Source organism: Micromonospora sp. M71_S20 (genome assembly GCF_003664255.1).
In the GTDB taxonomy this organism is placed as follows: Bacteria; Actinomycetota; Actinomycetes; order Mycobacteriales; family Micromonosporaceae; genus Micromonospora.
Genome location: NZ_RCCV01000003.1, coordinates 99,001 through 121,994 on the forward strand (window position 1 = coordinate 99,001; position 22,994 = coordinate 121,994).

The 22,994-nt window shown below is 74.0% G+C and carries 17 protein-coding genes; 8 read left to right on the forward strand and 9 right to left on the reverse strand.

Going from position 1 to position 22,994, the window contains the following annotated elements; all coding sequences use genetic code 11:
- The first annotated feature begins 62 nt into the window (after nucleotides 1-62).
- On the forward strand, nucleotides 63-1,235 hold the full coding sequence (dusB, locus tag DER29_RS25685) for a tRNA dihydrouridine synthase DusB (protein WP_121400255.1): 1,173 nt from the start codon (nucleotides 63-65) through the stop codon (nucleotides 1,233-1,235).
- Nucleotides 1,236-1,464: 229 nt separating this feature from the next.
- Here dusB and DER29_RS25690 read toward each other — a convergent pair whose 3' ends face one another.
- The 3 genes from DER29_RS25690 to DER29_RS25700 all read right to left on the reverse strand — a co-directional run bounded on the left by DER29_RS25690 (nucleotide 1,465) and on the right by DER29_RS25700 (nucleotide 4,757).
- Entirely contained in the window at nucleotides 1,465-2,118 is a 654-nt protein-coding gene (locus DER29_RS25690) for a C39 family peptidase (protein ID WP_121400256.1), read from the reverse strand.
- Nucleotides 2,119-2,650: 532 nt separating this feature from the next.
- Nucleotides 2,651-2,857, reverse strand: coding sequence for a hypothetical protein (locus tag DER29_RS25695; protein WP_148710104.1), 207 nt, complete (start codon nucleotides 2,855-2,857; stop codon nucleotides 2,651-2,653).
- 46 nt (nucleotides 2,858-2,903) lie between these two features.
- A complete protein-coding gene (locus tag DER29_RS25700; protein WP_370040592.1) occupies nucleotides 2,904-4,757 on the reverse strand; it encodes a beta-N-acetylhexosaminidase in 1,854 nt (617 codons plus the stop codon).
- A gap of 315 nt (nucleotides 4,758-5,072) precedes the next feature.
- Between DER29_RS25700 and ppdK the strand changes: the two genes are divergently transcribed.
- Nucleotides 5,073-7,805: a pyruvate, phosphate dikinase gene (ppdK, locus tag DER29_RS25705; protein WP_121400258.1), complete on the forward strand. Its 2,733-nt coding sequence runs from the start codon at nucleotides 5,073-5,075 to the stop codon at nucleotides 7,803-7,805.
- A 130-nt stretch (nucleotides 7,806-7,935) separates the two neighbouring features.
- Here the strand turns inward: ppdK and DER29_RS25710 are convergent, their stop codons facing one another.
- On the reverse strand, nucleotides 7,936-8,421 hold the full coding sequence (locus DER29_RS25710) for a roadblock/LC7 domain-containing protein (RefSeq protein WP_121400259.1): 486 nt from the start codon (nucleotides 8,419-8,421) through the stop codon (nucleotides 7,936-7,938).
- 193 nt (nucleotides 8,422-8,614) lie between these two features.
- On the opposite strand from DER29_RS25710, the gene DER29_RS25715 reads away from it, so the two are divergent.
- From DER29_RS25715 to DER29_RS25740, 6 genes are all read left to right on the forward strand, one after another.
- The gene (locus DER29_RS25715; RefSeq protein WP_121400260.1) at nucleotides 8,615-8,968 is read left to right on the forward strand and encodes a VOC family protein; all 354 of its coding nucleotides are present in this window, start codon (nucleotides 8,615-8,617) and stop codon (nucleotides 8,966-8,968) included.
- On the forward strand, nucleotides 8,958-10,259 hold the full coding sequence (locus tag DER29_RS25720; protein WP_121400261.1) for a deoxyguanosinetriphosphate triphosphohydrolase: 1,302 nt from the start codon (nucleotides 8,958-8,960) through the stop codon (nucleotides 10,257-10,259). Before DER29_RS25715 ends, DER29_RS25720 begins: the two co-directional genes overlap by 11 nt.
- A gap of 15 nt (nucleotides 10,260-10,274) precedes the next feature.
- Nucleotides 10,275-11,111, forward strand: coding sequence for a siderophore-interacting protein (locus DER29_RS25725; protein ID WP_121400262.1), 837 nt, complete (start codon nucleotides 10,275-10,277; stop codon nucleotides 11,109-11,111).
- Between the two features lie 174 nt (nucleotides 11,112-11,285).
- The gene (locus DER29_RS25730) at nucleotides 11,286-12,920 is read left to right on the forward strand and encodes a BCCT family transporter (protein ID WP_121400263.1); all 1,635 of its coding nucleotides are present in this window, start codon (nucleotides 11,286-11,288) and stop codon (nucleotides 12,918-12,920) included.
- Between the two features lie 133 nt (nucleotides 12,921-13,053).
- Nucleotides 13,054-14,946 (forward strand): DNA primase, encoded by a 1,893-nt coding sequence (dnaG, locus tag DER29_RS25735; RefSeq protein WP_121400264.1) that lies wholly within the window; start codon nucleotides 13,054-13,056, stop codon nucleotides 14,944-14,946.
- Nucleotides 14,947-15,483 (forward strand): hypothetical protein, encoded by a 537-nt coding sequence (locus tag DER29_RS25740; protein WP_121400265.1) that lies wholly within the window; start codon nucleotides 14,947-14,949, stop codon nucleotides 15,481-15,483.
- Between the two features lie 10 nt (nucleotides 15,484-15,493).
- Here DER29_RS25740 and DER29_RS25745 read toward each other — a convergent pair whose 3' ends face one another.
- From DER29_RS25745 to DER29_RS25765, 5 genes are all read right to left on the reverse strand, one after another.
- Complete coding sequence (locus tag DER29_RS25745; protein ID WP_121400266.1) at nucleotides 15,494-16,462, reverse strand: TAXI family TRAP transporter solute-binding subunit; 969 nt, start codon at nucleotides 16,460-16,462, stop codon at nucleotides 15,494-15,496.
- Nucleotides 16,459-16,851 (reverse strand): roadblock/LC7 domain-containing protein, encoded by a 393-nt coding sequence (locus tag DER29_RS25750; RefSeq protein WP_121400267.1) that lies wholly within the window; start codon nucleotides 16,849-16,851, stop codon nucleotides 16,459-16,461. Before DER29_RS25750 ends, DER29_RS25745 begins: the two co-directional genes overlap by 4 nt.
- A complete protein-coding gene (locus DER29_RS25755) occupies nucleotides 16,848-19,295 on the reverse strand; it encodes a sensor histidine kinase (RefSeq protein WP_121400268.1) in 2,448 nt (815 codons plus the stop codon). The genes DER29_RS25750 and DER29_RS25755 overlap by 4 nt, the downstream gene beginning before the upstream one ends.
- A 67-nt stretch (nucleotides 19,296-19,362) precedes the next feature.
- Nucleotides 19,363-20,382, reverse strand: coding sequence for a TAXI family TRAP transporter solute-binding subunit (locus tag DER29_RS25760; protein ID WP_121400269.1), 1,020 nt, complete (start codon nucleotides 20,380-20,382; stop codon nucleotides 19,363-19,365).
- Nucleotides 20,379-22,589 (reverse strand): TRAP transporter permease, encoded by a 2,211-nt coding sequence (locus tag DER29_RS25765; protein ID WP_370040596.1) that lies wholly within the window; start codon nucleotides 22,587-22,589, stop codon nucleotides 20,379-20,381. Before DER29_RS25765 ends, DER29_RS25760 begins: the two co-directional genes overlap by 4 nt.
- Nucleotides 22,590-22,994: the final 405 nt, after the last annotated feature.

Genomic DNA, 22,994 nt, shown 5'->3' on the forward strand with positions numbered 1-22,994 from the left:
GCTGCGACGGGGCCCCGGCCGGCGCGGAAGTCGCGCCGGCCGGGGCCCCGTACACTTGTCCGGTGACCGCGCCGACCGTTCCCGCACTGCGCCCGCTGACCATCGGGCGGCACGAGGTGTGGCCGCCGGTGGTGCTCGCGCCGATGGCCGGCATCACCAACGTCGGCTTCCGGCAGCTCTGCCGGGAGCAGGGCGGCGGCATCTACGTCTGCGAGATGATCACCACCGTCGCGCTGGTCGAGCGGAACCCGAAGACGCTGCGCATGATCGCGTTCGGCGACGAGGAGCGGCCCCGCAGCCTCCAGCTCTACGGCACCGACCCGGAGATCACCGCCGCCGCCGTGCGGATCGTGGTGGAGAAGGACCTCGCCGACCACATCGACCTCAACTTCGGCTGCCCGGTGCCCAAGGTCACCCGCAAGGGGGGTGGCTCGGCGCTGCCGTGGCGGCGCCGGCTCTTCGCGCGGCTGGTCAGGGCCACGGTGGACGCCGCGTCACCCGCCGGGGTGCCGGTCACGGTCAAGATGCGCAAGGGCATCGACGACGACCACCTGACGTACGTCGAAGCGGGCCTCGCCGCCCAGGACGCCGGCGTGGCGGCGGTCGCCCTGCACGGGCGTACGGCCGCGCAGCGCTACTCCGGCACGGCGGACTGGGACGCCATCGCCACGCTCAAGCAGGCCCTCGAAGTGCCGGTGCTCGGCAACGGCGACATCTGGGAGGCCGACGACGCGCTGCGGATGGTGGCGCACACGGGCGTCGACGGGGTGGTGATCGGCCGGGGCTGCCTGGGCCGCCCGTGGCTCTTCGCCGACCTGGAGGCGGCGTTCGACGGCCGCCCGGAACGCCGCCTGCCCACCCTGGGCGAGGTGGCGCGGACCATGCGCCGCCACGCCGAACTGCTGGTCGACCAGTTCACCGCGGGCTCGCGTACCCCCGCCCGAGGCGAGCGGGACGGCTGCACCGACTTCCGCAAGCACGTCGCCTGGTACCTCAAGGGCTTCCCGGTCGGCAGCGAGCTGCGGCGCGAGCTGGCCATGATCGAGAGCCTGGCCCAGCTCGACGACCTGCTCGGCAAGTTGGACCCGACGGAGCCCTTCCCGGTGGCCACGTTGGGCCAGCCACGCGGCCGCACCAACTCGCCCGGCAAGGTCTTCCTGCCGGACGGCTGGCTGGCCAGCCGCGACGACGACACCGTCCCGGAGGGCGCCGAGCTGGCCGACTCGGGCGGCTGAACCCTTGCCCCCGGCCCACCTCGGCCTCGCCCCACCTCTACCTCGCCCCGCCTCGGCCCGACTCAGGTCCGGGCGCGCGCTGTCCGCCTCGGCCTGACTCCGGTCCGGCCCTGGCCCGGCGGCGACAGCCGGTGGGCGGGCAAGCGCCCCGGGCGTGACGAAAGGGCCGGACCCCTGTGCGGGGTCCGGCCCTTGTCGTCTTCGTGCGGGTGTCGTCGCCGGTTGTCGGTCAGGCCGTGTAGCCGCGGGTGGCGATCCAGTCGGCCAGGTTGTCCACGCTCATCCGGTAGGAGGCCTGGTTCGGGTCGGCCGAGTCGGCGATCGTCACGGTCGCACCGTTGTCGCGGTAGCCGACGACGCTGATGTAGTGCCCGCCCTCGAAGGAGTGGGTGACTCCGTCGGTGTCGGTGGCGGTGCCGGCGATGTTGGCGACCACGGCGTGGCCTTCGTCGATGGCGGTGACGATGTCGGCGCGCAGCTTGTCGGTCTGCGTGTCGTCGGCCTTGGGGTCGCGGATCTCGACGGACTGGTAGGCGTCGGAGCCGGTCTCCTTGTTCAGTACGGGGGTGATGTCGTTGATGGAGTTGGTGCCGGCTTCGGTGGTGCCCATGCGCTGGGCCATGGCGTCGACGTCGATGTTCTTGCCCTGGACGCTGAGGGCGTTGCGGGCGGCGGCGGGGCCGCAGTAGTAGAAGTTGGGCTGGGCTTCGTAGCGCACGCCCAGCTCACGCTCGCCGTGCTTGCGGTCCTGGGCCGCAACCGAGACGGGTGTGGTCTCGGCGGGGGCGGCGAAGGCGGTGGTGACGGGGCCGGCGATGGCGCCGCCGGTGAAGGCGAGCCCGGCAGCGGTCAGAGCGGTCTTACGCAGCATGTCGATACGCATGGTGATGGCACCTTTCGATCGGGGGTGCGCGGACGCGCGAGGGAGCGGCGTGCCGCGAAGGGGGAGGTCAGAACGGATCGCTCCGGCGGCGGGGGGCCTGCTCGGGCGTCCGGGATGTCTCAACGACCCGGGTCGGCCAGCCATTCCGCCGGTCGGTCGGGCCACCCGTGGCGCGGGGGAGCGCCGTGGGTATGCCATGTTCAACGACCCGCGCCGGCCCACGATTCCGCCGCCCAGGTGGCGCCGACCACGGGGACGCACCGGACGAAGGCCACGCCCGGGGCACCCATCCGGACATCCGAAACCCGACAAACGCCCCAAGGGATCGCAGTCCGCCGCCATCGGTCCGTCCGGTGAGCATGGGGTGGCGCGACCGCGCTGTCGAGCTGATGTCGTAAACGACTCACGCTGCCGCGCCGGCACGAACCGCACGGCACCCGGGGCGAGTTGTCGGAGCCGGCCCGGGGTGACTCCTCCCCGCGCTGTCGAACCGTCTCCCCGGCCGCTCTGGGCCGGGACATCGCTGAATCGTCTACGACATCAGCTCGACAGCGCGCGAGGAGCCCACCCGCTCCGGCGTCGGGGACCGCGCCGTCGGCGGGCTGGGCCAGCGAGCCATGCCCGCGTGCCCGCCAGCAACCGACGGCAGCGACCCGTTGGCGATGCCGCCGATGATCCGGTCGGTGGCCTGCCGCGCGACGCCGTCCGCAGCGGCGCACTGGGTGTTCCGCAAGCGCATCGGGGTGGCCCACATCGCGCGGGCGCTGGGCGCCGGGGGGCGGGCGTCAGGCGGACGGGGCGGGCGCGGGGGCCTCCTCGGGGCCGGCCTGGGCGGGGATTGCCGTGTGTAGCCCGGCGCGAGTCCGCCGCTCGGTCTGGGTGGGGATCGCCGTGCGTGGCCCGGCCTGAGTCGGCCGCTCGGCGGGCCAGGGGATCTCCGGCGAGCGGTGGAAGGCCGTGCCGGCCGCGGTCCAGCGCGGGCCGTGCCCGGCCAGCCGGTCGCGGAACCCGGCCCAGTCGTGCGTCGCGCGGGGCGACCAACCCAGCTCGGCGATCGCGGGCAGGCGCGGGAAGAGCATGAACTCGACCTCGGCCCGCGAGGTGACCGACTCGGTCCACAGCGGCGCCTCCACGCCGAGCACCGCGTCGGCCGGTACGCCGGCCAGGTGGGTGCCGGGATCCCAGTCGTACGCCCGCCGTACGTCGATCAGGCCGGCCCAGTCGTGCCCGATGGGGGTGTCCGGGGCGTACTTCATGTCGAGGTAGGCGTGGTTGCCGGGGGAGAGGACGAGCCGCGCCCCCCGCTGGACGGCGTCCGCCGTGACCGGGTCCTCGCCCTTGGTGCCCCACCACTGGAGCACCCGCCCCTCGGCGTGCGCGACGGGCGCGATCTGGTGCCAGCCCACCACCGTCTTGCCGGTCCCGGCGACGATGCGCTGGGTCCGCTCGACGAAGGCCGCGTACGCGTCGGGGCGGACCTTGAACGCCTCGTCGCCCCCGATGTGCAGCCACGGCCCGGGAGTGAGCGCGGCGATCTCGCCCAGCACGTCGGCGACGAACTCGTACGTCCGCTCGTTCGTGGGGTCGACGTAGCTGAAGCCGACGTCGGTGCCGGTGTACGGCGGCGGCGCGATACCGTCCGGGGCCAGCTCACCGTATGCGGTCAGCGCGGCGTTGGTGTGCCCCGGCAGGTCGATCTCCGGCACCACGGTGACGTACCGCTCGGCGGCGTAGGCCACGATCCGCCGGTAGTCGTCGCGGCTGTAGTGCCCGCCCGGACCGCCGCCCACCTCGCTCGCCCCGCCGACCTCCGTCAGCCGCGGCCAGGAGTCGACCGCGATCCGCCAGCCCTGATCGTCGGTGAGGTGCAGGTGCAGGTGGTTGATCTTGTAGCGGGCCAGGTGGTCGATCACCCGCAGCACGTCCGCTACGCCGAAGAAGTGCCGGGCGACGTCGAGCATCGCCCCCCGGTACGGGAACCGGGGCCGGTCGGTGATCGAACCGCCGGGCACCGCCCAGCGCTCGGCGACCGGCACCGGGCTCTCGATGGCGGCGGGCAGGAGCTGACGCAGCGTCTGCGCGCCGTGGAAGAGCCCGGCGGGGGTGGCGGCCTCGATCCGTACGCCGTCGGACGTCACGTCGAGCCGGTAGCCCTCCGCGCCGAGGTCGTCGGAGGCGGCCAGAGTCAGCGTGATGCCGCCGGCCGGCTCCGGTCGGGTGGCGTCGGCCACCGGCAGCGGGTAGCCGGTGGCCGGCCGGAGCAGGGTGGCGAGCTGCCCGGCGACGGCGCGGGCGGCGTCGTCGGGGCTCACCCGGATCGCCGCGTCGGGAGGGAGGACGAAGTCGGCGCCCGGGACCGGCGCGACCCGTTCCGGGGCGGGCACGACGTCGCCCAGCCGGACCGGGGCCGGCGGGGCGGGCAGGTCGTCGGCGGCCCCGGTCGGCGGAAGGAGCAGGTCGTCGGCGGCCCCGGTCGTCGGGGCGAGCAGGTCGTCGGCGGCCCGGGCCGCTGCCTGGGCCAGCTCGGTGGCGGTCGGTTCGTGGACCGGCAGGTCGTGGTGCGCGGGGGTCCGCTCGTCCACCCCGGCGGCGCGGGACGGGTCGAGCGGCTCCGGGGCGGCGGTGGGAACGGCTGGCACGGCGTCGGCTCCGAGGGGTGTATTTGCGGCGGTTATGGCAAAGGTGAGGTTCACCGAAAAGCGTGCGGCCAAGAATACGAGGCGAAGCGGGAAATGCGTGATCGTGCGCGTGGAAGCGTTCCCAAAAACCCGTACGAACGCGGATAGTCGTGATAGCTGTGCCTATTGTCACCGAACGGTCCCGGGTCACCCGAAGTTCGCTTAGCCTTCGCCCACCGGCCGGCTTGGCACCGGGATTGCCGGTGGTCCATCCCGGGGTATGAGAGCAACTGAACCTTCGTTAAGTGTCGGACCGGCGCGCGTGGGAGGGCTCTGGTGGCAAAGCAGGAGACGGTGGAACACAAGTACGTCTACGCCTTCGCCGAGGGCAACAAGGATCTCAAGGAGCTGCTCGGCGGCAAGGGGGCCAACCTGGCCGAGATGACCAATCTCGGCCTGCCGGTCCCACCGGGCTTCACGATCACCACGGAGGCCTGCAAGGCGTACCTCGCCACCGGGGAGGAGCCCGACGGCCTGGCCGACCAGATCGCCGCGCACCTCGCGTCGCTGGAGCAGGCGATGGGCAAGCGCCTCGGTGACCCGGAGGACCCGCTGCTGGTGTCCGTGCGCTCCGGCGCCAAGTTCTCCATGCCCGGGATGATGGAGACCGTCCTCAACGTCGGCCTCAACGACCGCAGCGTCCAGGGGCTCGCCCGACAGGCGGGCGGCGCGGACCAGCAGGCCAGCGGCGGCGCGGACCGGTTCGCCTGGGACTCCTACCGCCGTCTGATCCAGATGTTCGGCAAGACGGTGTGCGAGGTGCCGGGCGAGGAGTTCGAGCACGCGCTCGACGACGCCAAGCGGGCCAAGGGCACCGGGAACGACCTCGACCTCGACGCCGACGACCTGCGGGGGCTGGTCGACGCGTACAAGAAGATCTTCTTCAAGCACACCGGCCGGGAGTTTCCGCAGGAGCCGCGCGAGCAGCTCGACCTGGCCATCCGCGCGGTCTTCGAGTCGTGGAACGCCGAGCGCGCGGTGCTCTACCGCCGCCAGGAGCGGATCCCGGCTGACCTGGGCACCGCGGTCAACGTGGTGGCGATGGTCTTCGGCAACCTCGGCCCGGACTCCGGCACCGGCGTCGCGTTCACCCGCGACCCCGCCAGCGGCGCCCAGGGCATCTACGGCGACTACCTGGCCAACGCCCAGGGCGAGGACGTGGTCGCGGGCATCCGCAACACCGTGCCGTTGCAGGAGCTGGAGCGGCTGGACAAGAAGTCCTACGACGAACTGCTCGGCATCATGGCCCGGCTGGAGGGCCACTACAAGGACCTCTGCGACATCGAGTTCACCATCGAGCGCGGCAAGCTCTGGATGCTCCAGACCCGCGTCGGCAAGCGCACCGCCGCCGCGGCGTTCGTCATCGCCGGGCAGCTCGTCGACGAGGGCCTGATCGACCTCGACGAGGCGCTGCACCGGGTCAACGGCGCGCAGCTCGCCCAGCTGATGTTCCCGCGGTTCCGGCTCGACCACGAGTTCCAGCCGGTGGCCAAGGGCATCGGGGCGTCGCCGGGCGCGGCGTCGGGCAAGGTGGTCTTCACCTCCGCCCGCGCGGTCGAACTGGCCGCCGAGGGGGAGTCGGTGATCCTGGTCCGGCGCGAGACCAACCCCGACGACCTGAACGGCATGATCGCCGCCCAGGGCATCCTCACCTCGCGCGGCGGCAAGACCAGCCACGCCGCCGTGGTGGCGCGGGGGATGGGCAAGACCTGCGTCTCCGGCGCCGACGAGATCGACGTCAACGTCCCGCAGCGCCGCTTCGTCGTCGGCGGGCAGACCGTCGTCGAGGGCGACATCGTCTCCATCGACGGCACCACCGGCAAGGTCTACCTCGGCGAGGTGCCGGTCATGCCGTCGGAGGTGGTGCAGTACTTCGAGGGCAGCCTCGACCCCGAGCACGTCGACAACGCGCTGGTCCGGGCCGTACACCGGATCATGTCGCACGCCGACGCCAGGCGGCGGCTGGCGGTACGCACGAACGCCGACACCGGCGCGGACGCCGCCCGGGCCCGGCGCTTCGGTGCGGAGGGCATCGGCCTGTGCCGCACCGAGCACATGTTCCTCGGCGACCGGCGCGAGCTGGTCGAGCGACTGATCCTGGCCCGCGACAACGCGGACCGGGAGGCCGCGCTGGCCGCGCTGCTGCCGTTGCAGCGCGCCGACTTCGAGGAGATCTTCCGGGAGATGGACGGGATGCCCGTCACCGTCCGGCTGATCGACCCGCCGCTGCACGAGTTCCTGCCCCCGCTGGAGCAGCTCGCGGTCAACGTGGCGGTCGCCCAGGAGCGCGGCGAGGACGTGGCGCAGGAGGAGGCGCTGCTCGCCGCCGTCCGGCGGATGCACGAGGAGAACCCGATGCTGGGTCTGCGTGGCGTCCGCCTCGGTTTGGTCATCCCCGGCCTGTTCGCCATGCAGGTCCGGGCGATCGCGGAGGCCGCGGTCACCGTCACCCGCAGCGGCGCGGTGGCCAGGCCGGAGATCATGGTCCCTCTGGTCGGCGCGGTGCAGGAGCTGGAGACGGTACGCGCCGAGGCCGAGAAGATCATCGCCGAGGTGGTCGGGGACAGCGGCGTCGAGGTGCTGATCGGCACGATGATCGAGGTGCCCCGGGCGGCGCTGACCGCCGGCCAGATCGCCGAGGCGGCGCAGTTCTTCTCCTTCGGCACCAACGACCTGACCCAGATGGGCTGGGGCTTCTCCCGCGACGACGTGGAGGGCGCGTTCTTCTGGCGCTACCTGGAGCTGGGCATCTTCGGCATCTCGCCGTTCGAGTCGATCGACCGCGACGGCGTGGGCCGGCTGGTGCGCATCGCCGCGGAGGAGGGCCGGGCGGCCCGGCCGGAGCTGAAGCTCGGCGTCTGCGGCGAGCACGGGGGCGACCCGGAATCGGTGCACTTCTTCCACGAGGTCGGCCTGGACTACGTGTCCTGCTCGCCCTTCCGGGTGCCCGTGGCCCGGTTGGAGGCCGGCCGCGCGGCGGTGGAGACGGACGGCTCCGACAGCCGCTGACGCGGACGGTACGACAGGCCGGCGGCGGACCCGGGGGAGCGGATCCGCCGCCGCTGCCGTGCGGGCGGCCCGTGCCGGCGCGACCGCACCGTGGGGCGGGAGTCGGCCGCGACCGGCTCCCGGAGGTTGCTCAGACCGGCGGGCGGCGCCAGGTGTGGGGCGTGACGCGTCGGGGCAGCCTGCCGCCCGAGGTGCGGGCCGTGAGCCGGGCGTGCGCCTCGGGCACCGTCGCCGCCCCGATCAGGCGGTTGGTGTCCAGCACCGAGCCGGTGCGCCGGGCCACCGCCCGCGCGTCGGCGTGCAGCTCCTCCAGGTCGGCGCCGGCGTCGGCGACCAGTGTCAACAGGGCGTTGCGCCCGGCGGGATAGGTGACGACGGCACCGGTCGAGGTGCGGACCACCGATTCGCGGAACTCGCCGTGCCGCACGGTGTCGGCCACCCGGTGGCCGAGGCCGAAACTGGCCGCCGCGAGCGCCGCCAGGTGGGTGGCATCCGTCGTCGGCAGGTCGCTGGAGATCAGCAGCCCGTCGGTGCCGGCCAGCACCGTGCCCGCCACCTCCGGGCGGCGCCGGCGCAGTTCCGACAGTTCCGTTCCCATCATCGTGTCCGCGTTCACGGGCGTCTCCCCACCGTCGGGCCCTCAGTCTGGTCACGTTCCGCGCTGGGAACGCTACCGGCGGCCATGCCGGACCGCGATCCCGTAACCGTCGGCGATCGGTCGACAACTCTCGACTGTTCGGAGGTTGCGTAGCCGTCGGGCGCGCGCCGGCGGCGCGCCGTTCGCGGCGCGCGGGCGTAACCTGATCGGCATGAGCAGCGCCTGGGAGAGCCTGACCGTCGACGCCCGGGACCCCGCCCGGCTCGCCCGCTGGTGGGCCGAGGCGCTGGGCTACCAGGTGGTCAACGAGCAGCCGGACGAGGTGGAGATCCGCCGGTCCGCCGACCGGCTGCCGGGCATCGTCTTCGTGCCGGTGGCCGACGACAAGACGACCAAGAACCGGCTGCACATCGACCTGCGCCCCGACGACCAGGAGGCCGAGGTCGAGCGGCTGGTCGACATGGGGGCCCGGCACGTCGACGTGGGGCAGGGCGACGGCGGGTGGACCGTGCTGGCCGACCCGGAGGGCAACGAGTTCTGCGTGCTGCGGCAGCGTGAGGACTGAGCCTTCCGGGCCGGGGGATCCGGACGTCGCCCGCTGGGTCGACGAGCCGCCGAAGGACACCGGGTACGGGCGGTCGGCGTACGAGCGGGACCGCGCGCGGGTGCTGCACTCGGCGGCGTTCCGGCGGCTGGCCGCGAAGACCCAGGTGCACACGGCCGGCACGGACGACTTCCTGCGTACCCGGCTGACCCACTCGCTGGAGGTCGCGCAGATCGCCCGGGAGATGGGGGCCCGGCTGGGCTGCGACCCGGACGTGGTCGACACCGCGGGGCTGGCCCACGACCTCGGTCACCCGCCGTTCGGGCACAACGGCGAGGACGCGCTGGACGACCTCGCGGCCGGGTGCGGCGGCTTCGAGGGCAACGCGCAGACGCTGCGGGTGCTGACCCGGCTGGAGGCCAAGGTGGTCGCCCCGGACGGCAGGTCCGCCGGCCTCAACCTGACCCGCGCCTCGCTCGACGCCGTGAGCAAGTACCCGTGGCCCCGCCGCCGGGAGCAGCGCAAGTTCGGGGTGTACGACGACGACCTCCCGCTCTTCGCCTGGCTGCGCGCGGGCGGCCCGGGTGACGACCGGCGCTGCCTGGAGGCGCAGGTGATGGACTGGGCCGACGACGTCGCGTACTCGGTGCACGACGTCGAGGACGGCATCCACGGCGGGTACGTGGCGCTGCGTACGCTGCTGCGCGACCCCGAGGAGCGGGCCGCGCTCTGCGCCGACGTCGCCGCCACCTACTCCGGCGAGTCCCCCGCCGACCTCGGCGACGTGCTGCTGGAACTGCTCGACGACCCGGTGCTCGCCCCGCTGGCCGGCTACGACGGCAGCCACCGCGCGCAGGCGGCGCTGAAGGCGACCACCAGTGTGCTGACCGGCCGCTTCGTCTCGACGGTGGTGGCGGCCACGCAGGAGCGGTACGGCCCCGGGCCGCACCGCCGGTACGCCGCCGACCTGGTGGTGCCCCGGCGGATCCGGGCGCGGTGCGCGCTGCTCAAGGGCATCGCCCTGCGGTACGTGATGCGTCGCCCCGGCGCGGAGGGCCGCTACCGGCGGCAGCGGGAGGTGCTGGCCGAGCTGGTGCACGCCCTCGCCGACCGGGCGCCGGACGGGCTGGATCCCGTCTTCGCCCCGCTCTGGTCGGCCGCGCCGGACGACGCGGCCCGGCTCCGGGTGGTGGTCGACCAGGTCGCCTCGCTGACCGACCCGGCGGCCGTCGCCTGGCACGCGCGGGTGGTGCGCGGTGGGCGCGGGCACCAGCCGACGGGAGATGGGGGATGGGCTACCGCGCAAACTTAGGCTAACCTAACCGGCATGACGGAGCGCCCCATCAAGGTCACCACCGCCCGGGTACTGCGCACCGAGCGGCCCACCCCCCACGTCGTCCGGCTGGTGCTCGGGGGTGAGGAGCTGGCCGGCCTGCCGGTGGGCGAGTTCACCGACCACTACATCAAGATCGTCTTTCCGGCGCCGGGGACGGAGTATCCAATCCCGTCGGACCTCAACGCGATGCGCCGCGACCTGCCCCGGGAGCGGTGGCCCCGGCTGCGCGCGTACACGGTGCGGGCCTGGGACGCGTCGGCCGGCGAGCTGACCGTCGACATCGTGCACCACGGTGACGTGGGGCTGGGCGGGCCGTGGGCGGCCGCGCTGCGCCCCGGCGACCCGGTGCCCTTCGTCGGCCCCGGCGGAGACTACGCCCCCAGCCCCGACGCCGACTGGCACCTGTTGGTGGGCGACGAGAGCGCGCTGCCGGCCATCGCCGCCGCCCTGGAGCGGCTGCCCGCCGGCGCCCCGGCCACCGTCTTCGTCGAGATCGACGACCCGAGCGAGGAGCAGCCGCTGGCCAGCCCGGGCGCGGTGCGCCTGACCTGGCTGCACCGGGGCGACCGCCCGGTCGGGGAGGCCCTGGTCGCGGCCGTCCGCGCCCTGGAGTTCCCGCCCGGTGACGTGCAGGCCTTCGTGCACGGCGAGGCCACCTTCGTCAAGGAGCTGCGCCGCCTGCTCCGCATCGAGCGCGGCGTTCCCCGCGAGCGGCTCTCCATCTCCGGCTATTGGCGCCGGGGCCTGGACGACGAGGGCTGGCGCGCCAGCAAGCCCGACTGGAACCGGCAGGTGGAGGCCGAGGAGGCCGCCGCCGTTCCGGCCTGACCGGCCACTTCCGCACCTGACCGGCCGCCGTCACACCTGACCGGCCACGGCCGCACCTGACGCCATCGTCCCGGCCAGCCGGCCGGCTCCCGTGCACGCGGTCCGGCCGGGCGGGTTCTGCCCGATATCGCCGTGTGCCGCCTCCCTGCCCAGCAGGATGGGCAGGGGGTGGCCATGAGCGGGCAGGTACGGGACCGGGCGCAGGCCGTGGGCCGGATCGACCGGACGGTGCTGGCGCTCAGCGTCGGCGGCGTCCTGGCCGTGGTGGCGTGGGGCGTGCTGGCCCGGGGCTCCCTGGCCGGCTTCGGCGAGTCGGGCCTGGCCTGGGTCATCGACACCTTCGGCTGGTTCTTCGTGGTGGCCGCCGACGCCTTCCTGGTGCTCTCGGTGATCATCGCGGCGACGAGGTTCGGCCGGATCCGGCTCGGCGCCGACGACGACGAACCGGAGTTCAGCACGCTGGCCTGGGTGGCCATGATGTTCAGCGCCGGGATGGGGATCGGCCTGGTCTTCTTCGCCGTCGCCGAGCCCATCCAGCACTACGCCGCGCCCCCGCCGGCCACCGGCGTCGCACCGCAGACCGGCGCGGCCGGTGCCACGGCGATGCAGTACACCCTCTTCCACTGGACGCTGCACCCCTGGGGGATCTACGCCGTCGTCGCGCTCGCGCTGGCGTACTCGACCTTCCGCAGGGGCCGGGAGAACCGGATCTCGGCGGCCTTTCACCCCCTGCTCGGGGACCGCGCCGACGGCGCGGCCGGGCGGGCGATCGACCTGCTGGCCGTCTTCGCCACCGTGTTCGGCTCGGCGACCAGCCTCGGCCTCGGCGCGCTCCAGGTCGCCGCCGGCCTCGACCTGGTGGCGGGTGTTCCGGACACGACCGCGGTGGAACTGGTGGTGATCGGCGCGCTCACCCTGGCCTTCGTCATCTCCGCCTTCTCCGGGCTGCACCGCGGCATCAAGTGGCTCTCCACCACCAACGTGCTGCTGGCGGTGCTGCTGATGATCTTCGTCTTCGTGGTCGGGCCGACCATCTACACGCTGGAGGTCCTGCCGGCTGCGGTCGGCGACTACCTCAGCAACCTGGTCTTCATGTCGACCCGCACCGGCGCCTTCTCCGATCCGTCGTGGCTCGGCTCCTGGACGATCTTCTACTGGGCGTGGTGGATCTCCTGGGCGCCCTTCGTGGGCACCTTCATCGCCCGCATCTCCCGGGGCCGGACGGTCCGGCAGTTCGTCGTCGGGGTGCTGCTGGTGCCGAGCGGGGCCAGCGCGGTCTGGTTCGCCGTGATGGGCGGGAGCGGGCTGCGGGCGCAGGCCACCGGAGCCCGGGACCTGGTCGCCGACGTCGGGGCGGGCACCGAGCAGGCCCTCTTCGGCCTGCTGGACGCGCTGCCGCTGGCGACGCTGACCAGCGTGCTGGCCATGGTGCTGATCGCGCTGTACTTCGTCACCAGCGCCGATTCGGCGTCACTGGTGCTCGGCTCGCTGACCTCCCGGGGCGCGCTGCGCCCGCACCGCGTGCTGGTGGTGGTCTGGGGTGTGCTGATCGGCGCGGTCGCCGCCGTACTGCTGCTGGTGGGCGGGCTGGACGCGCTGCAACAGGCGACCATCCTCGTCGCCCTGCCCTTCGTCGTGGTGATGCTCGGCCTGGCCGCCGCACTGGTCCGGGACATGGCCCGGGACCCGGCGGTCAACCCGCCGCCGCGGGTCCGCCGCTCCGGCCTGGCCGCGGCCGTGCGGGCCGCCCGGTCGTACGACGAGGAGGACCCGCCGCCGGTGCGGCGCTACCTGCGGCGCCCACGCTGAACCGGCGCGGCCGGTCCGGACGCCGCGCCGGGTGGCCGTGACCCGGTCGACGCGGGCGCGGGCGTCGAGGTGACGGCGGTGGTCGCCACACGCGGCGTCCCCCGGCGGCGCGGCGTCGGTGCGGCAGGGCAGGATGTACGCCGAGGGGGTGGCGGACATGGCTGGGCGGATCCGGGACGAGGACATCGCGCTGGTCCGGGAGCGCAGCTCGATCGCCGAGGTCATCTCCGAGACGGTGACCCTGCGGTCGGCCGGCGGCGGCAACCTCAAGGGGCTGTGCCCGTTCCACGACGAGAAGAGCCCGTCGTTCAACGTCTCGCCCGCCCGCAACGTCTGGTACTGCTTCGGCTGCGGCGCCGGCGGCGACGCGATCAAGTTCCTGATGGACGCCGAGCACCTCAGCTTCGTCGAGTCGGTCGAGCGGCTCGCCGACCGCGCCGGCATCCAGCTGCGCTACGTCGAGAACGACTCCGCCGCGCCGCGTCCGCGTCCCCAGCAGGGGCAGCGGCAGCGCCTCGTCGCCGCGCACGCCGCCGCCGTGGAGTTCTACCGCGGCCAGCTCACCACCGCCGGCGCGCGTCCGGCCCGGGAGTTCCTGGCCCGGCGCGGCTTCGACCGGGCCGCCGCCGAGCGCTACGGCTGCGGCTTCGCACCCGACGCCTGGGACCTGCTCACCAAGCACCTGCGCCAGCAGGGCTTCAGCCACGACGAGCTGGTCACCGCCGGGCTGTCCCGGCCGTCGCGTTCCGGCACGCTGATCGACCGGTTCCGCCGCCGGCTGATGTGGCCCATCCGCGACCTCGCCGGCGACGTGATCGGCTTCGGTGCCCGCAAGCTCTTCGACGACGACGACGGCCCGAAGTACCTGAACACCCCCGAGACGCCCATCTACAAGAAGTCGCACGTCCTCTACGGCATCGACCAGGCCAAGCGGGAGATCGCCAAGCAGGGCAAGGTCGTCGTGGTCGAGGGCTACACCGACGTGATGGCCTGCCACCTGGCCGGGGTGCCGACGGCCGTGGCGACCTGCGGCACGGCGTTCGGCGGGGACCACATCGGGGTGCTGCGCCGGCTGCTGCTGGACACCGACGCCGTGGCGGGCGAGATCATCTTCACCTTCGACGGGGACGCCGCCGGCCAGAAGGCCGCGCTGCGCGCCTTCGAGGACGACCAGCGCTTCGTCGGGCGTACGTTCATCGCGGTCAGCCCCGACAACATGGACCCGTGCGACCTGCGCCTGGCCAAGGGTGACCTGGCGGTCCGCGACCTGGTGGCCCGCCGCGAGCCGCTTGTCGACTTCGCGCTGCGGCACGTCATCAACCGCTTCGACCTCGACACCGTCGACGGCCGGGTGGAGGCGATGCGCCGGGCCGCGCCGCTGGTCGCCAAGCTCAAGGACCGGGAGAAGCGTCCGGAGTACGTCCGCAAGCTCGCCGGCGACCTCGGCATGGAGATCGAGCCGGTGCAGCGGGCCGTGCTGGCCGCCGCGTCGCCCACCCCCGGCCGGGAGGCCGCGCCGGCGCCCCGACCCGCTCGGCCGGAGCCGGTCGTCGACAACCCGCATTCGATGGTCGAGCGGGAGGCGCTGAAGCTCGCCCTCCAGGAGCCGGTGCTGGCCGGGCCGATGTTCGACGCGGTCGAGGCGTCGGAGTACCGGCACCCCGTGCACGTGGCGGTGCGGGCGGCCGTCGCGGCGGTCGGCGGGGCCGCCACGGCCACCGGCGGGGCGGTCTGGATCGAGTCGGTCCGCGACGCCTGCGAGGACCTCGCCGCCCGGGCGCTCGTCGGCGAGCTGGCCGTGGAGCCGCTGCGCATCGACAGCGAGCCCGACCCGCGCTACGTCTCGGTCACCATGGCCCGGTTGCAGTGGGGCTCGGTGACCAGCCGGATCAGGGACCTGAAGTCCCGGATCCAGCGGATCAACCCGGTCAACAACAAGGACGAGTACTTCGCCGCCTTCGGCGAGCTGCTGTCGCTGGAGCAGCACGCCCGGGCGTTGCGCGAGCAGGCCGCGGGAGGACTGTAGATGGGACTGTTCCGCCGCAAGCCGAAGCTGCCCCCGGCCGCCCGGCCGCCGCTGGTCGCCGACGAGCGGGTGCTCGCCTGGGCCGCCGCCGGCAACGGCGAGGGCGACGGGGTGGTGGTCGCCAGCAACCTGGGGCTCTGGCTGCCCGGCCGGGCGCACCGGCTGGGCTGGCACGACGTCCTCAAGGCGGTCTGGTCCGGCCGCGAACTGACGGTGACGCCGGCCGAGCGGCTCGCCGAGCGCGACGGCTACCTGCTGGTGGCCGACCGCCCGGCCGAGACGTACCTGCTGCTCGACCCGGGGGAGCTGCCGCACCAGGTGCGGGAACGGGTCACCCGGTCGGTGGCGTACACGCAGCACCACCCGGTGCCCGGCGGCGCCGGCCGGGTCGCGGCGCGCCGCGTGCCGGGGGTGGACGGCCTCACGTGGACGGTCCGCCTCGACCCCGGCACCCCGACCGACGACCCCGAGGTGCTCGCCGAGGCCGACCGCCTCGTGGCGGAGGCCCGCGCCGCCACCGCCCCGGCGGACGCCTGACCGGCGCGGGTCACCCGCGCTGGTAGAACCGCGCGGCCCCGGGGTGCAGCGGGATCGGGTCGGTGCCCGAGGCGCTCTGCTGGGTGAAGTTGCCGGCCTCCGGGTGCACCTTGACCAGGTCGGCCTGATAGGCGAAGAGCAGCCGGGTCAGGTCGTACGCCAACTGGTCGGGCATGTCGGCGCTGACCAGGATGACGTTCGCCACCGTGACCGTCGGCGTGCCGCTCCTCGTCCTGTAGACCTCCTTCGGCAGCTCCGCGGTGGTGTAGACCGAACCGTGGCGCGCGGTGAGCGGCTCCATCAGGTCGACGATCGGCAGCAGCGCGTACCTGCCGGGCGCGCTGGCCAGCAGGTCGGCGATGCCCGGCGTGGGCAGGCCGCCGGAGAAGAACATCGCGTCGAGCGTGCCGGCCCGCATCCGCTTCACGGTCTCCGGCAGGGAGAGCGTGGCCCGGACGACGTCCCGGTCCGGATCGAGGCCGGCGGCGGTCAGCAGACGCCCGGCGATGATGTCCGTGCCGGACTTCGGGGAGCCGGTGGAGACCCGCTTCCCGCGCAGCCCCGACAGCTTGGTGATCTTCGCGTCGGCGCGGACGATCACGTGGGTGTAGTTGCTGTAGACCCGGGCCAACGCCCGCACCGGCTGCGGCTGGCCCTCGAAGGCCCCGCGCCCCGCGACGGCGTCCGCCGCCGTGTCGGCGAGGCTGAAGGCGATCTCCATGTCGCCGCTGGCCAGCCGGTTGATGTTCTCCACCGACGCGCCGGTCGGCTCGGCCCGCGCCTCGTAGCCGGGCAGGTGGCGGCTGATCACGTCCGCGTAGCCGCCGCCGAGCTGGTAGTAGACGCCGGTGGTGTTGCCGGTGGCGAGGAAGATCCGGCCACCGTGCCAGGGCTGCGGCCCGGCCTCGGCCGCGCCGCAACCGGCGACGAGCACGGTCGCCAGCAGGGCCGCCAGCAATCGGGAGGACCGTCCGATCACGCCCGGACCGCCGGCTCCAGGGCCTCCGCCACCCGCTGGACCAGCATGGCGGTCTCGTAGCCGATCTGGCCGAGGTCGCAGCCGGGCGCGGCGAGCACCCCGACGAGCGCGCGTTCGCCGACCGCCATCACCAGCATCACCCCGCCGTCCATGTCGACGATCTGCTGGCGTACCCGGCCGGCCGACATCAGCCGGGCGGCACCGACGGTCAGGCTGGCCAGGCCGCTGATCACGGCGGAGAGCTGGTCCACCTGGTCGGGCGCGAGGTGGGGCGAGGCCGCCAGCCGCAGCCCGTCGCCGGAGACCGCGAGGGCGTGCGACACGTCCGGCACCTGTTCGGCGAAGTTGGCCAGGAGCCAGTCCAGGCCGGCGCTCACGGATGGGGTCATGGTGTTCTCCTGGGGGGTGTCGTCTGGGTACGTCGGGTCGCGGCGGCCACTCCCTCGGCGAGCGAGGAGAGCCGGGACCGTACGACCTCGGGGTCGAGCAGGTCGCCCGCCGGTCGTGCCGGCGGGGCCTCGTGCAGCGTGGCCGGCAGCTGGCCGCCCCGGGTGCGGCGCGGCAGCCCGGCCCCGGTGAGCTGAGGCGGCGCGGGCGGAGCCGACGCGGGACGGGACGACGGCGCCGTGGCGACGCCCCCCGACCCGGTCGGGCGCGCGCCGAGCACCGGGAGGGCGATCGTCGGCGCGTGGTGGACGCTGGCCAGGTCGGGCACGGCGGCGGGACTACCGGTCCCCGTCCGGGGCCGGAACCAGGCGGTCTGGGCGGGGACGACCGGCGCCTGCGTACGCACGGGCGGCGGCGCCTGCGCGGGCGCCTGCCGGACGGGCGGCGCCGGCGCGTGCACCTGCGGGGCGGCCTGGGCGGGGGCACGACCCTCCGGGGCGGAGCGCGGGGCGACGTCCTCGACGCGGGTCAGCGCCGACTCCGGGATCTCCACCTGCGCGACGGTGCCCGCGCCGCTGTTGTGCAGCTGCACCCGTACGCCGTGCCGGGCCGCCAGGTGGGCCACCACGTGCAGGCCCATGCTGCCGGCCGAGGCGCTGGAGAGCATCGCGGGGGCGAGCAGCCGCTCGTTGATCGAGGCGAGGCGGCTGTCGCTGATACCGATGCCCTGGTCGTGCACGCGCAGCGTGAGGCCGTCGATCGTGCGCCGGCCGTCGACGTGCACCAGGGCGTTCGGCGGGGAGTAGACGGTGGCGTTCTCCAGCAGCTCGGCGAGGAGATGGACCAGGTTGCCCACCGCGGCGGCGTGCACCGCGGCGGTCGGCACGTCGACCTCCACCCGCGGGTAGTCCTCGATCTCCGAGGCGGCCGCCCGCACCACGTCGGCGAGCAGGTGGGCGCCGTCGTGCGTACGGCCGGGCTCCCCGCCCGCGAGGACCAGCAGGTTCTCCCCGTTGCGCCGCATGCGGGCGGCGAGGTGGTCCAGCGCGAAGAGCCGGGCCAGCGCGTCCGGGTCGGTCTCCTCGCGTTCGAACTCGTCGAGCAGCCGCAGCTGCCGGGTGATCAGGGTACGGATGCGCCGGGCCAGGGCCTCGGCCATCCGGGTCACGTCCATCCGCACCTCGGCCTGTTCGCCGGCCAGGCGCAGGGCGGCCCGATTCACCGTGTCGAAGGCCTGGGCGACCTGGGCGATCTCGTCGCGGCCCTGCCCGATGCCGGCGGTCAGCCGGGTGGCCGCGCCGTCGGTCGGCGCGCCGTCGCCGGCCGCGATGGCGGTGATCCGCTCGGGCAGCTCCCGGTTCGCCATGGTGAGCGCCGCGACCCGCAGCCGGCGCAGCCGGCGGCTGGTGCGGACGGCCAGCAGCACGGCCGCGGTCAACGACGCCAGCGCGACGGCGGTGGTCGCGCCGCCGGTGATCAGGGCCCGTAGCTGGGCTTCCCGGGCCAGCCCGGCGGCGTTGCGGTCGAGTTCCTCGGAGAGTTCCCGGCCGAGCAGGTTGTAGCGCCGGATGGCGCCGCTCTGGGCCACGTACCAGGCGTCGCCGTCGGTCTTCAGCCCGGCGGGCTCGGTCTCCACGTTGAGCGCGCTGTCGCGCATCCGGCGGGCGGTGGAGACGTCGGTGCCGGCCACCAGCCGGGTGTACGCGTCCGCCGCCGGCCGGCTGGCGATCCGGGAGAACTCGGCCTGCCGCTGCTCCTGCGCGCCCCGCAGCTGGCCGAGGCGGACCAGTTCGCCGTCCACCAGCGCGCCCCGCACGAAGACGGTGCGCAGCAGGTCGCGTTCCACGGCGGCGAGGTGCTCCTGGGCGGCGACGGCGGCGACCTCGCGCGCCCCGTTGGCCAGCTCCCGGTCGCGCAGCTGGGCCGGCAGCGCGTCGGCGACGGCGAGCAGCGACTCGACCAGCGAGAGGTAGGCCGGGTCGGCGGTGGTGCCGCCCAGCGCGGACCCGCGGGCCGTTTCGAGCTGGCCGAGCTGCGCGTCGGCGCCGTCGAGCACCTGGCGCAGGTCGGGTGCGGCGCGACGGGCGTCCCGGCTGGAGCCGCGGTACCGCTCGACGGACGCGTCGACCCGTCGGCGCTGCGCGTCGACGAGGGGACGTCCGCTGCTGCCGCCCCGCTGACGCAGTGCCGCCGTCTCGCCGAGTTCCCGTTCCAACTCGTGCACCAGGCGCACCGTGGCCGTCGCGGTGCCGGCCAGCACCCGGGCGCGGTCCGCGTCGTCGGTGGCGGCCATGGCCATGGCGGTCTGGGTGGACCCCAGCACGACCAGACCGATCGTGGCCACCAGGATGGGCGCGAGCAACTGGGTGCGTACCGACCACAGCCGGTCGGTGTGGTCGGCGGGCCGGTGGTGCCGGCGTACGCGGCCGGGGGTGGGGAGCGACACTCGGGCCTTCCGGGGTGGGGTCGGGGGTGCCGGGCCCGGGCGCGAGGCCCGGGCCCGGCACCCGGGATCAGCGTGCGCCGAGGTCCTGCAACGCCTTGTCCGCGCCGCGGTGCAGCGGTACGGGGTCGGTCTTGCGGGCGTTGTCCAGGCTGATGCCCTTGGCGGCCGGGTTGGCCTGCGCCAGGGCGTCCTTCTTGTCGAACACCGTCCGGGTGATCGCGCAGGCCACGTTCGCGTTGAGGTCCTTGCGGACCAGCAGCACGTTCGGCACCACGATGGTCGGGGTGTCCGCGGCGGTCTTGTAGACGTCCGCGCCGATGGTCCCGGCCTGGTACGCCGGGTTGAGCTCGGTCATCTTCGGCAGCAGCGGGGTGATGTCGATGAACTTCACCTTGTCCCCGGCGGTGGTGAACAGGTCGGTCAGCCCGCCCGTGGGCACCCCGCCCGACCAGAAGAGCCCGTCGACGCTGCCGTCCTTGACGCCCTCGACGGACTTGGTCAGGTCGAGCCGCTGCGCCTGGACGTCCTTTGCCGGGTCGAGGCCGGCGGCCTCCAGCAGCCGGTTGGCGATGACCTCGGTGCCGGACTTCGGGGAGCCGGTGGAGATCTTCTTGCCCTTCATGTCGGCGACCGAGTTGATCCCCGAGTCGGCCCGGACGACGACCTGCGTGTAGTTGTCGTAGATCCGGGCGAGCGCCTCGACCGGCTGCGGCGCCGTGAAGCTGCCCTTGCCCTGCACCGCGTTGACCGCCGTGTCGAACAGGGAGAAGGCGACGTCGTACTGGCCGCCGACGAGCTGCTCGATGTTCTGCACCGAGGCGCCGGTCTCGGCGGCGGTGCCGGTCAGCTTGCCCTCGGTCGCCCCGGAGAGCTGACCGGCCAGGGCGTTGCCGACCACGTAGTAGACGCCGGTGGCGTTGCCGGTGGCGATGCCGACGCGGGTGCTGTCGGTGACCTTGCAGGTGATCTCACTGGCGGCGTCGTCCTTGGTCGCGCCGTCCTGACGGCCTCCGCAGCCGGCGGTGCCCGCGGCGACGAGGGCCAGCGCGCCAACCCCCGCGGCGAGCCGCACGTTGATCCGTCTCACTGTTTTTCCTCCCCATGGTTCACCGTTGGTACTGCTGACGGCCCGCCGGTCCGACCGGCGGATCCGCGTCTGACGAGCACACCCGCCACCATGACGGCGGCCAGGGCGGCGCCGATCGCGACGGGCACGGGTTCGAGCCAGAGCAGTGTCAGCCCGGCGAGCGCGCCGACGATCCGCTCCGGCGTGCCGGCCGGGCCGACGCCGGGCAGCCAGCCGCCCGCCGCCACCGCCAGCACGGCGACGCTGAGGGCGGCGACCGTCGCGGCGACGGCTATCCGCTGCGGGCCCCCGATGCCGAGCAGCCCGAGGCCGGTCGGGGTGACCACGAAGGCGAGCGGGATGAGGTAGGCCGGCAGGGCGTACCGCAGGGTCTGCCACATGGTCGGCACCAGCCGGCCGCCGGTCACCGCGGCGGCGGCCACCGCGGCGAGCGCGGTCGGCGGGGACGCCTCGGACAGGACCGCGAAGTAGAAGACGAACATCGCCGCGGCGGGCGCGGTGACGCCCAGGTCCAGCAGGGCCGGGCCGATGATCACCCAGCCGATCACGAACGACGCGGTGACCGGCACGGCCAGCCCGAGCAGGGTGAGGGCGACGGCGGCGAGCAGCGCGGTGAGCGCCAGCACCACGGCCGGTTCGGAGCTGACGGCCTGGGCCCCGCTGACCAGCAGCGCCGCCGCCTGGGGCCCGAGGCCGGTCTTGGTGGTGGTGGCGGTGATGATGCCCGCGGCGGCGCAGACCGCGCTCACCGCGAGCACGCCGCGCACCCCGGCGCTCAGCGCGGCGAGCAGGCGGGCCGGGGTGAGCCTGTGCCGACGGTCGAGGAAGGACAGCACGGCGGCCAGGACGGTGGCCAGCACCACGGCCTTCGTCGCGGAGAAGCCGACGGCCAACAGCCCGACGATCGCGAAGAGCGAGAGGAAGTGGTAGCCGAAGCGGGCCAGCAGCCGGCCGGCCGAGGCCGTCTCGATCACCACCGGCCGCACGCCCGATCGCCGGGCGTCGATCTCGACCGCGAGGAGGATGCCGAGGTAGTAGAGCACCGTCGGGACGGTCGCCCAGCCGAGCACCTGGAGGTACGACACGCCGAGGTACTCGGCGATGATGAAGGCCGCCGCGCCGAGGGTGGGCGGGGAGAGGATCGCCCCGACGCCGGCCGCGGCGAGCATGCCGCCCGCCCGCTCCGGCGGATAGCCGGCGCGCCGCAGGACGGGCCAGGTGACCGCGCCGATGCTGACGGTCGTTGCCGCGCCGGAGCCGGAGACGGTGCCGAGCAGGAAGCCGGAGGCGACGGCCGTGCGCCCGGCGGCCGTGCGCGAGCGCCGGAAGGCGGCGGCGGAGAGCTCCACGAAGAACCGGCCGGCCCCGGAGAGGTCCAGCACCGCGCCGTAGATGGTGAACAGCACGATGTACGTCGCCGCGACGTCGAGCGGGGTGCCGTAGAAGCCGCTGTCGGAGTTGTAGAGGCCGTCGACGATCTGTCCGAAGTCGAGGCCCGCGTGGGCCACCGGCCAGGACTGGGGCAGCAGCCCGCCGTAGTAGCCGTAGCCGAGGAAGACCACACAGACCGCCGGCAGGATCCATCCGGTGGTGCGCCGGCACGCCTCCAGCAGCAGGATCAGCAGGACGGTGCCCATCGCCACGTCCACGCCGACCAGCAGGCCCTGCCGGTCGAGGAAGGCGTCGTACCCGCCGCCGCCCTCACCCAGGCCGACGGGCAGCACCGGGTAGAGGCAGCTGACCAGCGCCGCGCCGGCCAGGATCCAGTCCGGCAGGGTGGGACCCCGGCGCCCGGGGCGGTCGGTGGGCGCGGCGTCGCTCGGCGCGTCCGCGCGACGCAGTCGCCGGGGCAGGCGCAGATCGGCCGGGTACGCCAGGAAGACCATCGGCAGGATGCCGGCCAGGAAGATGACCAGGTAGAACTTGCTCCCCTGCGGCAGCGGGCTGAACACCTGCCAGAGGGCGAGCAGCGCGATCGCCAACGTCGTTCCGGTGACCAGCACGCCGATCGGCCCGGAGAGTTCCCGCCCGGGCTTTTCGTCCTCGAACTGCGCGGCGAGTTCCCGTGGATCGGGCGCGGCACCGTCTGGATCGGACCGATTGTCCGTCTCGGGCGGCAGGGGGACCGGACCGCCGTCCGGGGTGGACTCGGGGCCCACGGTGGACGGCTGCGGGGCGGGTTCGCCGGATGAACGCACTGGTGGCACGAGGGGGCACGATACGCGAATTAGATACCGGGCGGAATATTGCTGATCATGATTGCAGCCAGTAATTAAATGGGACTTCCGATTACGCAGAGAGACTGTTATTGCGCCCGGATATGCGGCAGGATGCGCGCCCTGATTGGTAAGAATGCGGCAAGCCGGGAGCGGGCCGCATCCGATGCGTCCACTCTGGTCCGGTAGCGGCGCGTTTTCGGCCCACCCTCGCGCGGCGGTCACCGCGTCGTCGACATCGCACGAAGCCATCACGCAGCGTAGTTTTCGTCGCTCTCCGTTGCCGGAAGGGCCCTGACCAGGGCGCCTGCACCCCTACCGTCCGGCCCCACTCCTGCCGCCGATTCCACCCCTACCACCCGGCGACGGGCCCGGCCGCGATCCGGTCGGAGGTGT

Excerpts from the sequence above, each read along its gene's own strand:
- DER29_RS25690 (WP_121400256.1), bottom strand. The coding sequence starts at position 2,118 with ATGCGTATCGACATGCTGCGTAAGACCGCTCTGACCGCTGCCGGGCTC.
- DER29_RS25695 (WP_148710104.1), bottom strand. The coding sequence starts at position 2,857 with ATGCGCTTGCGGAACACCCAGTGCGCCGCTGCGGACGGCGTCGCGCGG.
- DER29_RS25715 (WP_121400260.1), top strand. The coding sequence starts at position 8,615 with ATGAGCAGCGCCTGGGAGAGCCTGACCGTCGACGCCCGGGACCCCGCC.
- DER29_RS25725 (WP_121400262.1), top strand. The coding sequence starts at position 10,275 with ATGACGGAGCGCCCCATCAAGGTCACCACCGCCCGGGTACTGCGCACC.
- DER29_RS25730 (WP_121400263.1), top strand. The coding sequence starts at position 11,286 with ATGAGCGGGCAGGTACGGGACCGGGCGCAGGCCGTGGGCCGGATCGAC.
- dnaG (WP_121400264.1), top strand. The coding sequence starts at position 13,054 with ATGTACGCCGAGGGGGTGGCGGACATGGCTGGGCGGATCCGGGACGAG.
- DER29_RS25740 (WP_121400265.1), top strand. The coding sequence starts at position 14,947 with ATGGGACTGTTCCGCCGCAAGCCGAAGCTGCCCCCGGCCGCCCGGCCG.
- DER29_RS25750 (WP_121400267.1), bottom strand. The coding sequence starts at position 16,851 with ATGACCCCATCCGTGAGCGCCGGCCTGGACTGGCTCCTGGCCAACTTC.